Source organism: Haloferula sp. BvORR071 (genome assembly GCF_000739615.1).
Lineage (GTDB): Bacteria > Verrucomicrobiota > Verrucomicrobiia > Verrucomicrobiales > Akkermansiaceae > Haloferula.
On record NZ_BATP01000032.1, the window covers coordinates 133649 to 150291 of the forward strand.

Genomic DNA, 16643 nt, shown 5'->3' on the forward strand with positions numbered 1-16643 from the left:
AACCTTTCCGTTCCATGTCCTACGACGCATCTAGTATCATCGACGCCGACACGCAGGAGGCGATCGACATCGACCGCACGAAGGGTGACTTCTCATTCCCCGAGCGCCACAAGTTCGATGCCGGCCGCGGCCTGACCGAGCGCACGATCGACTACATCAGCGATGTGAAGGGCGAGCCGCAGTGGATCCGCGACTTCCGCCACAAGGCCCTCAAGGTCTTCCGCGAAAAGCCGATGCCGACGAACTGGGCGACCAAGGACCTGGAGAACATCGATTTCGACATTATCCGCTACTACCTGTCCGACGGTGAGAAACCGAAGCGCTCGTGGGAGGATGTGCCCGAGGATGTCCTGCGCACCTTCGAGCGGCTTGGTATTCCGGAACAGGAGCGCGCCTTCCTGGCCGGGGTGGAGGCCCAGTACGACTCGGAGGCGGCTTACTCCAACATGAAGGAGGAGCTGACCAAGCAGGGCGTGATCTTCGTGAACTCGACCGAGGGCCTGAAGAACCACGAGGAGATCTTCCGCCCCTACTTCGGCAAGGTGATCCCGACCGGCGACAACAAGTTCTCGGCGCTGAACAGCGCGGTCTTCTCGGGTGGCTCCTTCATCTACATCCCGAAGGGCGTGAAGCTGAAGCAGCCGCTGCAGGCCTACTTCCGGATCAACTCCGAGAACTTCGGCCAGTTCGAGCGCACCCTGATCATCGCGGACGAAGGCGCCGAGGTGATGTACATGGAAGGTTGCACCGCGCCGAAGTTCGAGACCGCCACGCTGCACTCCGCGGTGGTGGAACTGGTCGCGCTGAAGGGTGCGAAGATCCAATACGTCACGGTCCAGAACTGGAGCAGCAATGTCTTCAACCTGGTGACCAAGCGCGGGATGGCGATGGAAGATGCGGAGGTCCGCTGGATCGACTGCAACATCGGCAGCCGCCTGACGATGAAGTATCCCGGTGTGATCATGAAGGGCGAGCGCGCCCGCGGCGAGGTGATCTCGATCGCGCTGGCCAACAGCGGCCAGCACCAGGACACCGGTGCCAAGATGATCCACGCGGCGAACAACACCACCTCCAATGTGGTGTCGAAGTCCATCTCCGTGGGCCAGGGCCGCGCGACCTACCGCGGCCAGGTCCACATTCCGAAGCACCTCAAGGGCTGCAAGAACAACACCGAGTGCGATGCCCTGCTAATCAACACCCGCAGCCGCACGGATACCTATCCGGCGATCACGGTGAAGGGCAACCAGCATGCGACCCAGCACGAGGCCAGCGTCTCGCAGGTCTCGGAGGACATGCTCTTCTACATGCAGCAGCGCGGCCTGAGCGAAGCCGCGGCAATGTCGCTCGCGGTGAACGGTTTCATCAATGACCTGGTGCGCGAATTCCCGATGGAATACTCGGTGGAACTGAAGCGCCTGATCGATCTCGAAATGGAAGGCAGCGTGGGCTGATCGAATCGCCACTCCCATCCCAACACACATTCTCTCACTTCTTCGATGCCCGCCGTGCTCGACCAAACCGCCTCTCTGCTCGAATCTGCACCTGAAACCCCTGCCGCCTTTCCCGCGTGGTTCGCGGAGCGGCGCCGGGCGGCATGGCAGCGTTTCCTGGAGATCCCGACGCCGAAGCGTGGCGACGAGCCATGGCGCTTCTCGTCCATCAAGCAGTTGGATTTCTCGGGCTTCGCGACTGCCTCTGGAAACGGTACCGGCAACGCACTGGTGAAGGATTCCGTGGGCCTCGAAGCGCCGGTGGCCAAATTCGTCTTCGCGAATGACGTGCTGCTGCACGCCGAGTCGAAGCTGCCGGAAGGCGTGATCTGTCTACCGCTGGAGCAGGCGCTCGTTTCGCACGGCGATCTGGTCCGCGAGCACTTCATGCTCCGCGATACCCGCCTTGGCTCGGGCAAGTGGACCGCCCTGCACGAGGCGAACGTCAGCAATGGTCTCTTCGTCCACGTGCCTGCTGGTGTGGAGGTGGAAGGCACCATCGAGGTCTTCCATTGGATCGCCGGTGACATGACCGCGGTCTTCCCGCACACCCTGATCATCACCGGCGCGAATGCGAAGGTCCGCGTGGTGGACTACTTCCGCTCCGCTAATGACAGCGATGCAGGTCTCGCCATCGCGGTGAATGACCTGAACGCCGGCCCGGGCTCGAAGCTCGATTACATCGCGATCCAGGCCTTCAACGAGAAGACCAAGGTGATCCAGGTCAATGAGACCGGCGTTGCCAAGGATGCTTCCGCGATCGGCTTCATCCTGAACACCGGTGCCGTTTGGGCCCGGAATGAGTCGCTCAGCCGCCTCGATGGCGAGGGCTCCCGCTCGGACATGCTCTCCGTGAGCGTTCCCGCCCGCGAGCAGGAGTACGACCAGCGCACCTTCCAGCACCACGTGAGCCCCGGCGCTTACAGCGACCTGCTCTACAAGAACTCCCTGTACGATGAGTCCCGTACCATCTTCTCCGGCCTGATCTTCGTGGACGAAGGCGCACATCGCACCGATGCCTACCAGACCTGCCGCAATCTCTTCATGAGCGACGAGGCCGAGGCCAACTCGATGCCCGGTCTGGAGATCAATGCGGACGACGTGAAGTGCTCCCACGGCAGCACCTCCTGCCAGATCAGCGAGGAAGAGATCTTCTACCTCCGCGCCCGCGGCATTGATCCCGTTCGAGCCCGCCAGTTGATCGCCCGCGGCTTCTCCGTGGAGGTCATCGAGCGCCTGAAGGACGAGAAGGTGGAGGAGATGGTCCTGCGCTTCTTGGACGACAAGTTCGCGCACATCGCCAGCGGCGGGGCATAAGCTGTCAGACATCCTTATCTCCAGCCCGCTATCCGGGTGGAATAGATAGTCTAACACTAGGATTTATCCGACTATCTGGCGTAATGGACTAAGGAAGAGCTGCGCCATGAAAGCGCAGCTTTTTTGCCTTCTTCGGACGCGCCGAGGTTTAGTCGTAGGACACGTTTTGCAAACTTTGCAGAGCGGTATTGCGTATTGCAAATGAGCGACTTGCTGGGGTGAGTTGCACGCAATTTCAGACGCCAAGTTGATCCCTGAAATTTGTTTTCGCCAGAGAGATCGATTCCTAGGGAGGTGTCAGCAAAAAGCATTTGCCCGAGATAGATCAGAAGTGTTAGGGGCGAGGTCTGATTCCAGAGCTGCCCTTGGGAGTCAGATTAATTGATCGAAGTGGTGAATCTCCTCCTGCACCCGATGAAACAACCCAACACAGACCCGGCGGGAGATGGTTCATGGCTTCGCGGCCAAACACCAAAAAATACCTATGAACTCCCGTTTGACCCAAACCCAAGCCACCGCGCGGCAGCGCCGGAGAAGATGGACTAGAGCTGGCCTCACGGCAGCCGCATTGCTCATTGCCGGAATCGTCCTGGTTCCCCGCGGCGGGCAGCAACAAGCCCAACACGACCCGAATCTCACCAAGGCCCCGACCTCGCCGCAGAAGCCCGCGGCGGCGGACGATGCCAAGGGCATGAAGCGCATCGCTGATCTGGTGGAGCGCGGCAAGAATGCCATCCCGCTGGCGCAGGTCGCCGCAGATAGCCCGCCGGTGCCCTCTATCATGCCCGAGCGCGAGTTGATCGCGAGTGGCTGGCAGAAGGATCCTGAGCCCGCGCTGCAGGACTTCGCCGCTTGGACGAATCGCTACCTCGCCACCCCGGCGGGAGAGCGCGGCGCCTTGACTGAAGAAGGCCTGGCCGTTGCACAAGCCCGCCGCACTGCCCTGGAAGCGCAAATCACTTCCGACCCGCGCCGGGCCCTGTCGAATGCCCTGCCGCTGGCGGTGCGCGAGCAACTTCCCCAGGAAGTGCAGGCTCTGTTAGAAAAGCGTGCCGATGGCTTCGGCGATGTTTCGCTAGTCAATGCGATGGCGGTTCCCGGCGGCGCGGAGATTCCGCCCTCCGATCGTGTTGCGCTCGATGGCTCCTTCTACGAAGCTTATCGCTACGGCAATCGCGAGAATGTCTCCTGGATGCGCGACGTCTCGCTGCACGGCATCGTTCTCGGCAACAAGATGGCGGTGCTCGATAGCCCCTTGCGCATGCTGGAAGAAGGCGAGCGCCTCGAAGGCGAGATCGTCAACGAAAGCTGTCCTGTTTCCGGCAAGACCGTTGCGGCGGTCGGCCATGGCAGCGTGAAGGCCGATAACAAGACCCAGTTCCAACTGGGTGACTCGAACTTCGAGACCTGCGAGCCGGCCCACGTGGCAAACGTGGAATCGGGAATTGTGGCGAAGGAGCAGGCGAACGAGCCGACTGGCAAGACCCTCGCGGACCTTGGCCTGCACGCGCTGTGTATGCCCAAGCCCCAGGCCCTCGGCGATAGCTCGGCACCTGGAACTTCAGGCTATCTCGGCAAGCCGCCGACCAGCATGACCTTTGGCGGGAAGAAAATCCTGATCATGCGTGTGCAGGCCAATGACACCGGATTCCCGGCGAATGGCAGCCCGACCGACTTCAACAACATGGTCTACGGCTCCGGCGGCTTCGACACCCGCATGCGCCGCATCTCCTACAACAACACTTGGATCTCGCAGTCCGACATCACACCGGTGATGACCCTGCCGCAGCCACGGACCTACTACGTCGGCAATCCCTTGGGCACTGCCTACGATTGCAACCGTTGGATCACCGATGCGAAGAATGCCGCGGTGGCACAAGGCTATGTGCTCTCGAACTATGCGCAGCTCATCGTTGCGCACGAGAGCTATAACACCGGTGCCGCCGGCCTCGCATGGGCGGGCTACATCTTCCTCAACGGCTTCTTCGGCGTGGAAGTGACCTTGCACGAGTACGGCCACACCTTCCGGCTGCCGCACGCGAATTCTTGGTACACCACCGATGGCAATCCGATTTCCACGGGCAAGCAGCATCGCGAGTACGGAGATGCAGCCGACCCGATGGGCAATGCCTGGGGTGCGAACCAGTACAATAGCTTCAACCCCTACTATAAGAACATCTGCAGTTGGCTGCCGGACAGCGCCGTCCAGACGGTCACGCGAAGTGGCACCTACCGCGTCTATCAGCACGATGGCTCGACCGCATTGAACCGCACGGTGGCGATCAAGATCGGCCGCGACTACGAGTACAACTACTGGATCGGCATCCACGGCGACCCCGTCGCGCAGACGAACTTCAACAACGGCGTGGCAGTCTATGCCGTGTCCTCGTTCAAGTTCTCCGACTCGCACTTGCTCGACATGAACAACCCCGGCGACGACAACCGGGATAATGCGCCCTTGGCAGTCAACCAGACCTGGTATGACTCCGCGGCGGACGTGACGATCAAGACCGTGGCCGTGGCCGGCACCGCTCCGAACCGTTACGCCGACGTTCAGATCACCTTCGGTCCGAAGAGCAAGGGCAACTACCGCCCGCTGGTCAGCGGCGGCGTCTATCGCTTCAAGAACCGCAGCAACAACCTCTACCTCGGCATCGCCGGCAACAGCTCCGCCAATGGCGTTCCGATTACCGTTGCGGCTGCTTCCGGCTCCGCCGCGGAGAACTGGGTGGCTTGGCGCCAGAGTGATGGCAGCTACAGCTTCAACCACCAGGGCACTGACAAGTGGATGGATGTCGACAACAACGGCCAGGGCGATGGTCCGGAGATCTGGCAATACACCGGCAATACCAGCGATGCCCAGCGTTGGTTCATCGGGCAAAATCCCGATGGCTACGTTTATTTCACCCACAAGGGCACGGACGGCAAGGTGATCGACATGGATCCCGGTGGCGTCAATGACGTGCACCAGTGGGGAAGCTTCGAGGCCACTTGGCAGCAGTGGTATCCGGAGCTGGTGGGGATGAGTGCGGGCACGTACCGCCTCATTCCCCGCCACGCTCAGGGCCAGGTCCTCGACATCGCCGGGGGTGGCACGGCCAACGGTGCGGCCACCAACCTCTATCAGTGGAGCGCCACCTCGAACCAGTTGTTCACGCTGAGCGACGTCGCGGGCTATGCTGGCCGGATCCGCCTGACCCCGACCAACGCGACTGCGAAAGCGCTCGACGTGAATGCCTCGGGATCGGCCAACGGCACCAAGCTCCAGCAATGGGATTGGCTCGGCACCGGCAACGCCGCACAACGCTGGGCCTACACCCGCACTGACGGCAACTGGCTGCGCTTCACACCCGACTGCGCGACCGGTAGCTGCATGGAAGTCAGCGGCGACGACAACGCCTTCAACAACGGCAGCGTCGTCCAGCTCTGGCAATTCACCGGGGCACAGGACCAGCAGTGGCGCTTCGCCGACTCTGATTGATTGACGCGCACTAAACTCAAGGCCCCGGGAGGTGACTCCCGGGGCTTCTTCGTCTCTTCAAGCGATCTCCACCGGCCAATGCGCCGCTTCCCAGATCGCCGCGCACACCGCCGTGATCAGTTGCTCCAAGCGCTTCTTGCGGATCTGCGAGCCCTTCTCCTTCGCCATGCTTTCCAGCATGTCCGCAGCGGTCGCGGCGACCTGCTCCTGCGCGGTCTCCACGAAGATGCCTTCGAGCCGGTCCTCCATCTCCTCACCCGGCTTCCGGTCCGCCATCTTCTGCTCATACCACTCGGACATCCGGAAGGCATCCGGGTCGTAGTCTCTGCTGACAGTGGGGTGCATCGCGCCCAGCGCGATGATGGTCACTGTGAAGATGGCCTGCAGCTCATCGTCATTGAGTGACTCATCGAGATCCGCAATTTCCTCCAAGAGATCGCCAAGACGGATCTCCAGGCGGTTCCACAGCGCGGCATCACCGATCACTGTGTCCATGCGCTTCTGCAATTCGTCTCCCTTCAGTAGCGGCTGGGCAGGCGGGGCTTCGAGCGGCAAATCCTCATCGTCGTCGGCTTCCATGCCGCGAGCCTGCGAACCCGCGATTCCCGCGTCCACTCCGAAAAAGCGCGGCTGAACTTGGCCGCTACTTGGTCTCGACTCCGCCTCCCGCTGCGCCATCCTCGGCGCCCCTTTGGAGGACCAGCCCGACATTCACGAATTCTTCGACGACGCCCAATGGCAGGAGCGCTTCGATGAAGAGTGCCGCGAAGCCGGGCACCGCCTGCGCCCGAAGGTCCGCGACCTCGCCGGCGAATGGGTAGATGCCGACAACTTCCTCCTGCGCGCGAATGTCGCCAGCGAAGTCTGCGAAGTCACCCTCTGGCCCACCGAGGCGCGCTGGGACTTCGAGACCCAATGTGGCTGCGAAGCCGGGCGCTTCTGTCCACACGCCGCGGCCCTGCTGGAAGAAGCGGGGAAGGGCAAGAACCTTTCACGCCTGCTGGAAGGCCGCACGGCCCGCACCGTGGCACCCACCACATCCGCTATCAGCGCCGAGGAGCCGGGCGAAGTCTCGTATCTCGAGACCAAGCCCTCCCTCCTGCTCATGGTCCTGCGCGAACCGACCGAGACCAAGGTCGTCCGCCTTCTGCTCCAGGCACTGAAGATCCCCGATAGCGGCGACTGGGTCGTGGCCCGCCCGCACATGATCTACGGTGAACATCGTATTCCGCTCGGCGGAATCCCGGGTCCGCGCGAGCACCGAATCGAAACTCCGCAAGGCCCGCTCGTCATCCGCCGCGATATCGCCGCGGAGATGAATGCGATCATGACCCTGCAGCAGGCAGGTCTCGCCAGTCTCGCCGGGCATTCCCAGTTCCGCTTTCTCCTCGGCCTCGCCGGCAAGTCGAAGAAAGGCGCCGCCAACGAGGCCGGCCTCTGGTTCCCCAATCCCGGCCATGGTCCGCTCGCGGAGTTCTGGCCATGGCTGCGCTCGACCGGCTCCGCCACGCTGGAGGCCGCCGGTTGGCTCGTCTTCTTTGCGGACGAAGTCGGTCACGAGATCATCGACCTCGATCCCGATGGCTTCGTCTATACCCTGGAAGACGATGGCTCCGGCTGGTTCCACCTCTCCGTCGGCTTCGATGTCGGCGGCAAGCAGCTCGACCTGCTGCCAATCCTTGCTCAGTTGTTAGATCGCGGGGCGCTGGAAACTACCCTCGAGTTCCCCGCGGACGGTCACTTCCTGCACCATCTGGAAGACGGCCGCGCGCTCAAGCTTCCCGCTGCCCGCATCCGCAAGATCCTCAAGCAATTCGCCGCACTCATCGACCCGCGGCGCTTCAAGGGCGGCAAACTCAAGCTTCACCCGCTGGATGCTGCTGCCATCGCCACCTCGGAAGAACTTGGCATCCAGGCTCCCGAGCGGCTCGCCGAGCTGGCCCAGAAACTCGGCAACTTCTCTGGAATCGAGAAGACGCCCTCGCCCGCCGGCATCAAGGCCGAGCTGCGCGAGTATCAGGCGGAAGGCTTCCACTGGATGCAGTTCCTCGCCCGCCACGAACTCCACGGCATCCTCGCCGATGACATGGGCCTCGGCAAAACCCTCCAGACCATCACGCACATTCTCGCGGAGAAGGAGAGTGGCCGTTCGCAAGGCAAGCCGACCTTGGTCGTGGCTCCCACCAGCGTCGTGCCAAACTGGCGCGCGGAAGCACAGAGGTTCGCGCCCTCGCTCCGCATCCTCATGTTAGATGGACCGCAGCGGAAAAAATACTTCCGCTCGATCCCTTATGCCGACCTCGTCCTGACCTCATACGCCCTGATCCAGCGCGATATCGATAAGCTCAAGGACTACTCCTTCCATCTCGCCGCGCTCGATGAAGCACAGTATGTGAAGAACCCGACTTCGAAGATGGCGCAAGCCGTCTGTCAATTGGATGCCCGCCACCGCCTCTGTCTCTCAGGCACTCCGGTGGAGAATCACCTGGGCGAGTTGTGGAGTCTCATGCGCTTCCTCATGCCCGGCTTCCTCGGCGGCCAGGAAGACTTCAATCGCCGCTTCCGCACTCCCATCGAGCGGGATGGCGATGAAGAGCGCCGCGCCTCGCTGAAAGCCCGCGTCGCCCCGCTGATCCTGCGCCGTACCAAGGACCAGGTGGCCAAGGAGCTGCCGCCGAAGACCATCCTGATCCACCCGGTCGAGCTGAATACCTCGCAGAAGGATCTCTACGAGACCGTGCGCGCCACCATGGACAAGCGCGTCCGCCAGGCGATCGCCATCAAAGGTCTCGAAGGCTCGCGCATGGTTTTCCTCGAAGCCCTCCTCAAGCTCCGCCAGATCTGCTGCGAGCCCAAGCTGCTCAAGTTTGAAGGCGAGTCAAAGCTCGAGGCCGATGCTGCTGGCTCCGCGAAACTCGACTACCTCGCCGATCTGCTCGATACCCTCATCGAGGAGGGCCGCCGCATCCTCATCTTCTCCCAGTTTACCTCGATGCTTGAAATCATTGAGGGCCTGCTCCAATTACGAAAGGTTCCGTACTTGAAGCTCACCGGCGCTTCCAAGAACCGCGGCGAGCTCGTCGAGCGCTTCCAGACTGGAAAGTTTCCCGTCTTCCTCATTTCCCTCAAAGCTGGCGGCACCGGCCTTAACCTCACCGCTGCGGACACCGTGATCCACTACGATCCTTGGTGGAACCCCGCCGCCGAGGCCCAAGCCACCGACCGCGCCTACCGCATCGGCCAGACCCAGCCGGTCTTCGTCCACAAGCTCATCTGCCAAGGTACTGTCGAAGAGCGCATCCACCAGCTCCAGGCCAAGAAGAGCCAGCTTGCTGACTCGCTGCTCTCCGATGCCGCCCGCGCCGCGGCTCCGGATGAGGGGACACTTGCAGCATTGCTCGCCCCCTTGGGCTGAATGCGCCCATTTTGATGGCTATCCCGCACTCCCAAAGCGGCGAGGCCGTAAACGGGAGCACCAAGAGCGAGACTCGACGACCCCAGCCCCCTCACTTCTCCGCCACCGCCGGGATCACCAGGGTCGGCACCACAGCCTTTCTCACCAAGCCTTCTGCCACGCTCCCCAGCAGCAGTACAGCCATCGCCCCGTGGCCATGCGCGCCCACCACCACCAGATCCACCGAGAACTTCTTCACGTAGTCCAGCACCGCGTGCAGCGGGCTGCCCTCGGCCAGATGCACCGTGGTATTCGGCACATCACTCGAGACCTTCCCGAGCAACTCATTCAGCCGCGCCGTTGCCCGCTTGCGAGCCTCCTCCTGGAAGAGATGGATCGCGGGAAACTCGTCCGGCGTGAAGCCGTAGGCCGTGTAGCTCGGCTCCGGCTCCACCACGTGCAGCACATGCAGCGCCGCACCGAAGGCCTTGGCCATTTGGGCGGCAGAGTCCAGAACTCCCGGGGTGGCGTTCGAGAAATCGACGGCAGCTACGATGTTTTTCATGGCTTCCACTCCCTAGCACGGCTTTCCGCCGCCCGCTACTATTGGATAACTCATGCGCTGGCTTTGCAAATCCCCGCGCTGCGTCCATCTTCCCGCCGTCATGATCAAGTTCCTCCACACCCGCATTCGGGTGGTCGATATCGACCGCTCCATCGCCTTCTATGAGAAACTGGGCTACAAGGAGGCTCGCCGCCAGGACTCGCCGCAGGGCAACCAGCTCGCCTTCCTCGAGCTCCCCGGCAATGAAGTCTTCCTCGAGCTCTGCTACTCGCCCGACTACACCGACAAGTGCCCCGAGGACCTCATGCACACCTGCCTCGGCGTGCCGGACATCGTCGAATACTGCGACGGCGTCGAGAAGGCCGGCATCGAGATCTGGCCCTCCGGCTGGCGGGAGAAGTTCACCTCCGGTCAGCGCAAGATGGCCTTCGTGACCGACCCCGATGGCTACGAGGTCGAGATCCTGGAGCGCTGAGTGGGGAAATATCGGTTCTGTTGATGTTTCGTCACAAAACATCAACAGGCCATCCGCCCGGGCGGCTGCTACTCTAACCGGCGAATGAAGGAAGACCTCCAACTGCAGCTCCCGGACGGGCGCCGCATCGGCTATTGCGAGTACGGCGCGCCGGATGGCCAGCCGCTCTTCTTCTTCCATGGCTGGCCCAGCAGCCGCTACCACGGCATGATGCTCCATCAGGCGGCGGCCAAGCGCGGCTGGCGGGTGATCGCGCCGGACCGCCCGGGCATCGGCCTCTCCGACCCTTTGCCAGGGCGCGGCTTTGCGGCCTTCCCCAAGGATATTGCAGGACTTGCCGACGGGCTGGGCATTGAGAAGTTCCGGCTCTTCGGGATCTCCGGCGGCGGGCCCTACACCCTTGCCACGGCCGCCGCCCTGCCGGAGCGGGTCCAAGCGGCTGCGGTCCTCTGCGGCGCGCCGCCCTTCGGAGGGCCGGAGGAAAGGGCCAACATGCACTGGGCCTACCGCATCTTGGCCGGGCTGAAACCCTTGCGCCGGGCGATCATGCCCGTGGTCCTCGGTGCCAGCCGCTGGATGATTGGCCGCGGCTCGCACCGCATCCCGATGTCCTGGGTCATGCGGAGCATCCCGGCCAGTGATCGCGCCGCGATCGCGGAGAACGCCTGCTGGGTCGATGTGTCCCGCAGTTACTTGGAGGCAGCCCGCAGCGGCTCGGCCGCCGTGCTAGAGGATGGCGAACTTTATCTGGAACCTTGGGACTTTGCTCCGGAGGACATCCGCGTCCCGGTCGGCTTCTGGCACGGCTTGGAGGACCGCAATCTGCCCTTTGAGGTCGCCCAGCGCCTCGCCGCCCGAGTCCCCGGTGCCACCGGGCACTGGATCGTGGGTGAGGGCCACTATTCCCTCCCGCTCCGCTTCCGGGATCAGGTGCTCGATTGGCTGGAGGACCCAGATCGGGATCCCGATTGGGACCCAGATTGACCACTTGGTAGCAGATCGGGCTTGAGCCCTAGCTCCCTAGCAGGGAATTTCCGACCTCTTCTTTCTTCATGGACTGGTCTCACGCCATTTTCGGACCCGACCCTGCCGCAGGGGTCATGGTGGTCCTCATTCTCGTGCTGATCGAGGGGGTGCTCTCCGTCGATAACGCCGCCGTGCTGGCGACGATGGTGATGGGCCTGCCCAAGGAGCAGCAGGGCAAGGCGTTGAAGTACGGGATCATCGGCGCCTATGCCTTCCGCGGCCTCTGCCTCGCCTTGGCCGCTTGGCTGATTACCATCTGGTGGCTCGAGCCCGTCGGCGGCCTCTACCTGCTCTATCTCGCCTGGCAGCACTTCACGAAAAAGGAATCGCTCGAGGAGGAAGCGGCTGAGGCCGCCCGGACCGAGGGCAACTGGCTCTATCGCCACACCCTAGGCCGCTTGGGTCCCTTCTGGGCCACCGTCGTCGCGGTGGAGGTCATGGACCTCGCCTTCTCCTTGGACAATGTGCTCGCCGCGGTGGCCTACGTGAAGAGCTTCCCGATGCCCTCGAAGCTGATTCTAGTCTGCGTCGGCGTCTTCCTCGGCATCCTCGCCATGCGCTTTGCGGCCCAAGGCTTCGTGACCTTGATGCACAGGTATCCCTTCCTGGAGACCTGCGCTTTCGTCGTCATCGGCATCCTCGGGGTGAAGCTGCTCCTCAGCATCCCGCGGCACCTGCTGGCGGAGGGGCACACGGTCCGGGAGTTCCTTGAGAGCAAGTACTTCGATCTGGGCACCTCCGTCCTGACCCTCCTGATCTTCATTGTGCCGGTGGTGGTCTATCGGCTCAAGGGCAACACCCCGCAGACCTGAATCGAGCGATCATGGGCGGCGGCTTCGAAATTGAGTCCTTCCTCGCCGAGTTCGGCGACTTGGCCGCGTCGAAGGGCTTCACCCGCCGCCATCTCTGCGACACCGCCGCCGGTCCGCTGCTCGCTTGGGAGCGTCTGGAGGCGGAAGCTCCCACCTACCTTTCCGCCGGCATGCACGGCGATGAACCGGCCGGCCCCCGCGCCGCGCTCGAGCTGCTCCGCTCCGGCCTCATGGACCGCGGCTCGTGGCTCGTCTGTCCCGCGCTCAATCCCACCGGTCTCGCCGCTGGCACCCGCGAAAACGACACCGGCATCGACTTGAATCGCGACTACCTCGCCCTGCGCAGCCCTGAAGCCCGGGCCCACACCGCCTGGCTTGGCACCTTGCCCTGCCCGCGGCTCTTCGCCTCCCTGCACGAGGATTGGGAAACCAGCGGCTTCTACTTCTACGAGATCAATCTGGGCGTAGACCGTCCCGAGCGCGCCGCCTCCATTCTCGGCGCCGTCGCCCCTTGGTTCCCGCCGGAGCCCGCCAGCCTCATCGACGGCCACGAAATCCGCAGCGCCGGCTGGATCTATCACGTTCCCGAGGCCGATAGCCCCGAGCACTGGCCCGAGGCCATCTTCCTCGCCAAACGCGGTTGCCCCGTCTCCTTCACCTTGGAGACCCCCAGCGCCAACTGCCTCGACGCCCGCATCGCCGCTCACGTCGCCGCCGTGAAGGCGGCGCATGCCTCGCTCGGAGGCTAGCGTATTTTCGGAGATCTGGCGCAGACGAATCCCAGCTCCATCTCGCTCCCCTCATCTGGCAGGCCGCCGTCTGACGCGTTCCGTGTGGCGATCGGAAGCTAGAACCAATTCCTCACTTCCCCCAAAGCCATGACCAGAATCAACGCTCCCGGAATGCACTCAAGGACCAGCAAGGCGAGCACCACAAACCGCAACTGCAGCCACCGTTCCCTCCGCCGCTCCGCGAAATAATAGGCCGCGCAGCCCACGAAAGGTGAGGCGGCACCAAGCACGATGATATACCCCAAAGGCGAGGGGATGAAATCCGGATAGCCAGCCTTTTTGTATTCGTCCTCTACCACCGCCATCAAGATCGGCGGACTCGCCAAGGCTGCGGCTGCGATACAGGTGAAGAGAGGCAGGGTGCGTGGCTGTTCCACATCCAGCCAATCCCCGGACGGAATCTCTGCGGCTGCATCCGTCGGACCAATCCACCGCCACACCCACGCCAGGGAAGCTGGAACCTTGCCTTCCGGAGACGGGATCGGCTCCTGTGCGCGAGTGTAGCATCCGCCTCCCGTCCCTCCGTCCTCTCGCTCATGCCAGCGGTCGATCTCCTCCAGTTGGTCCACCCGCACCCGGTAAAGATCTCCCAATACTCGCGACTTCACATCATCGCTCCTCACCAACGCTGGCTTCGAATCGATTTCCCGGAGCGCACCTTGGATCGTCCTTCTGCCGATTTGTTCTGCCTCCGCCATCCTCGCGCCCTCCGAGGCCCTGCGCCGGAGCGTGCCATAGACGAATACCAGAACCTTGCCCTCCGCCTCCCCGGACATGACCCCCTCTAACACGATCCGGCAGAAATCACATTCCATTTGAAGAACTCATTCAAGCTCACCCCGACCCGCAAAATCCCACCTCACCCCGGTTTCTCCAGATCCCGTATGACAACCACGGGCGACACCAAACCACTCTTCCAAATCCCGAGATTGATCCCGTCAACCGCGCCGCTAGCGTGCGCGACGTGAAATATCTCCTGCTCCCTCTGTTCTTCACCGGAAGCGTCCTCGCCGCGCCGGTCGATGACTTCATCGCCGCCGCGAAATCCAAGCACGGCGAAGCCGGCGAAAAGGCCGCGCGTTTCCTGAGCGACCACATGCCCGCGCAGGATCGCGAGAAGCTCGATGCCGCCTTCCTCGCCGAGAACCTCGACCTCGCCTTCCAGGCCCGCAGCGAGTTCCCTTGGGCCAAGGATGTTCCCGAGGATGTCTTCCTGAATGACGTCCTGCCCTACGCCGTCTTCGATGAAACCCGCGAGGCCTGGCGCAAGGACTACATGGAAAAGGCCCGTTGGGTGGTGAAGGACGCCAAGACCATCACGGAAGCGACCCAGGCGCTTAACCGTGACTTCTTCAAGATCGTCAACGTCCACTACAACACCGGCCGCAAGCAGCCGAACCAGAGCCCCTCCGAGTCAGCCGCCATCGGCAAGGCGACCTGCACCGGCCTCTCGATCATCCTCGTCGATGTCTGCCGCTCGGTCGGTATCCCGGCCCGCGCCGCGGGCACCCCGCTATGGGCGAATGAGCGCGGCAACCACACTTGGACGGAGGTCTGGGACGGCGGGAAGTGGTACTTCATCGGCGCGGATGAGTACGACAAGGAAGGCCTCGACCGCGGCTGGTTCGTGAACGATGCCGGCCAGGCCAGCGAGCCGAAGTACGGGATCTATGCGACTTCCTGGAAGAAGGGCGACCTCGCCTTTCCGATGGTCTGGAATCCGGGCAGCAAGGATGTGGGCGCCGTGAGCGTGACCGCGCGCTACGCGAAGGCCCCGGGCGCTCCGGTGGATCTAGCCTATCTTGGCGTGCGCCTCTTTGGCATCGGCAAGCCGGACCGCGTGGTGGCGAAGGTCATGGCGCTGGATGAAGGCGGCAAGGAGATCGGCCAAGGCGAGACCCGTGCCGGCACCTCGGACATGAACGACATGCCTCGCTTCCCGCTGAAGCCTGGCAGCAAGGTCCGCCTGCGCTTCACCGTGGAAGGGGTAACCCGCGAGCGGGTCTTCGGCCCTTTCCAAGGCAGCGAGCCGACCATCGATGCACTGTGGAACGAGCTCGGCGAGCCGATGACGGTGGTTCCTCCGCCCACTCCCGTATGCGCGCCTCCGGATGCCGCGGCACCGGCTGGATTGACGAAGGAGCAAGCGACGGAAACCGCAGCCAAGATCTCCAGCGAGCACCTCGCCAAGCTGCGCGAGGAGCGCAAGGACGAGTTCGACAAGATGGCCCTCACCATTGGCGACAAGACCATGCGCTGGCTGGAGCGGAGCTTCGGCGATGAACCGCAGGGCGGCCATAGCCTGTGGATCTCCATGCACGGCGGTGGCAGCGGTCCGTCCCAGATGAACGACGGCCAGTGGAAGAATCAGATCCAACTCTATCAGCCGGCGGAAGGCATCTACGTCGCACCCCGCGCTCCGACCAATACTTGGAACCTGTGGCACGAGAGCCACATCGATCCGATGTTCCAGCGCTTGATTGAAGACTACGTCGCCCTCCGCGGCGTGAACCCCGACAAGGTCTATCTGATGGGCTACTCCGCCGGTGGTGATGGCGTCTGGCAGCTCGCGCCGCGCATGGCGGACCGCTTCGCTGCCGCGGCAATGATGGCCGGGCATCCGAATGAGGCCCAGCTCGATGGCTTGCGCGACCTGCCCTTCGCGGTCTTCGTCGGCGGTGCCGACTCCGCTTACAACCGCAACAAGATCGTCGCCGAGCGCGCCGCCAAGCTGGATGAGATGGCGAAGGCCGATCCCGGCGGCTACGTCCACATGTCCCGTGTCTACGAAGGCCTGCCGCACTGGATGAACAAGAAGGACGCCGAGGCGGTGCCATGGATGGCCAACTACACCCGCACTGCTTGGCCGAAGAAGATCGTCTGGCTGCAGGATGACGTCACTCACGACCGCTTCTACTGGCTCAAGATCCCGGACGCCGCTGCCGCCAAGGCCGGTCAGAAGATCGAAGCCAAGGTCGAAGGCCAGACCATCACCCTCACCGGTGAAGTCCCCGCCAAGACCGAAGTCCGCCTCTCCGATGCCCTCGTCGATCTCGACCAGCCGGTAAAGATCATCGTCAACGGCACCGAAGCCTTCAACGCCAAGGTCCCGCGCAGCGCCGACGCGATCCGCAAGACCCTCGACGAGCGCACCGACCTTACCGCTGCGGCCACGGCCATCATCACGCTCCCCTGAGTTCTCAAGCCCTGTGGAGGGCGGACACTTCTGTCCACCCCTCCACCCGGCTCACCCTGAACTCCCACCTGATCCGATAGGCGGCGGACAAAGTGT

Annotated in this window: 12 protein-coding genes; 9 read left to right on the forward strand and 3 right to left on the reverse strand. The window is 63.1% G+C overall.

Features of this window, described 5'->3' with window-relative positions; all coding sequences use genetic code 11:
- Positions 1–14 precede the first annotated feature (14 nt).
- The 3 genes from sufB (at position 15) to BV071_RS18400 (ending at position 6288) form a co-directional block, all read left to right on the forward strand.
- Positions 15–1451, forward strand: coding sequence for a Fe-S cluster assembly protein SufB (gene sufB / locus BV071_RS18390; protein WP_035610381.1), 1437 nt, complete (start codon positions 15–17; stop codon positions 1449–1451).
- Between the two features lie 45 nt (positions 1452–1496).
- Positions 1497–2807, forward strand: a complete 1311-nt coding sequence (gene sufD, locus BV071_RS18395; protein ID WP_052573536.1) for a Fe-S cluster assembly protein SufD — start codon at positions 1497–1499, stop codon at positions 2805–2807.
- 484 nt (positions 2808–3291) lie between these two features.
- Positions 3292–6288 (forward strand): RICIN domain-containing protein, encoded by a 2997-nt coding sequence (locus BV071_RS18400; protein WP_265594586.1) that lies wholly within the window; start codon positions 3292–3294, stop codon positions 6286–6288.
- 57 nt (positions 6289–6345) lie between these two features.
- Here BV071_RS18400 and BV071_RS18405 read toward each other — a convergent pair whose 3' ends face one another.
- On the reverse strand, positions 6346–6867 hold the full coding sequence (locus BV071_RS18405; RefSeq protein WP_035610387.1) for a hypothetical protein: 522 nt from the start codon (positions 6865–6867) through the stop codon (positions 6346–6348).
- Between the two features lie 112 nt (positions 6868–6979).
- Between BV071_RS18405 and BV071_RS18410 the strand changes: the two genes are divergently transcribed.
- Positions 6980–9703, forward strand: coding sequence for a DEAD/DEAH box helicase (locus tag BV071_RS18410; protein WP_052573537.1), 2724 nt, complete (start codon positions 6980–6982; stop codon positions 9701–9703).
- A 91-nt stretch (positions 9704–9794) separates the two neighbouring features.
- Here the strand turns inward: BV071_RS18410 and BV071_RS18415 are convergent, their stop codons facing one another.
- Positions 9795–10247 (reverse strand): universal stress protein, encoded by a 453-nt coding sequence (locus BV071_RS18415; RefSeq protein ID WP_035610389.1) that lies wholly within the window; start codon positions 10245–10247, stop codon positions 9795–9797.
- A 100-nt stretch (positions 10248–10347) separates the two neighbouring features.
- On the opposite strand from BV071_RS18415, the gene BV071_RS18420 reads away from it, so the two are divergent.
- The 4 genes from BV071_RS18420 (at position 10348) to BV071_RS18435 (ending at position 13309) form a co-directional block, all read left to right on the forward strand.
- Positions 10348–10722 (forward strand): VOC family protein, encoded by a 375-nt coding sequence (locus tag BV071_RS18420; protein ID WP_035610557.1) that lies wholly within the window; start codon positions 10348–10350, stop codon positions 10720–10722.
- 84 nt (positions 10723–10806) lie between these two features.
- Positions 10807–11706: an alpha/beta hydrolase gene (locus tag BV071_RS33245; protein ID WP_052573538.1), complete on the forward strand. Its 900-nt coding sequence runs from the start codon at positions 10807–10809 to the stop codon at positions 11704–11706.
- A gap of 68 nt (positions 11707–11774) precedes the next feature.
- Positions 11775–12560, forward strand: coding sequence for a DUF475 domain-containing protein (locus tag BV071_RS18430; RefSeq protein WP_035610391.1), 786 nt, complete (start codon positions 11775–11777; stop codon positions 12558–12560).
- A gap of 11 nt (positions 12561–12571) precedes the next feature.
- On the forward strand, positions 12572–13309 hold the full coding sequence (locus BV071_RS18435; protein ID WP_035610561.1) for a succinylglutamate desuccinylase/aspartoacylase family protein: 738 nt from the start codon (positions 12572–12574) through the stop codon (positions 13307–13309).
- Between the two features lie 98 nt (positions 13310–13407).
- On the opposite strand, the gene BV071_RS18440 is transcribed toward BV071_RS18435, so the two are convergent.
- A complete protein-coding gene (locus tag BV071_RS18440; protein ID WP_035610392.1) occupies positions 13408–14166 on the reverse strand; it encodes a gamma-glutamylcyclotransferase family protein in 759 nt (252 codons plus the stop codon).
- Positions 14167–14315: 149 nt separating this feature from the next.
- On the opposite strand from BV071_RS18440, the gene BV071_RS18445 reads away from it, so the two are divergent.
- The gene (locus BV071_RS18445) at positions 14316–16547 is read left to right on the forward strand and encodes a transglutaminase domain-containing protein (RefSeq protein ID WP_265594587.1); all 2232 of its coding nucleotides are present in this window, start codon (positions 14316–14318) and stop codon (positions 16545–16547) included.
- The last annotated feature ends 96 nt before the right edge of the window (positions 16548–16643 follow it).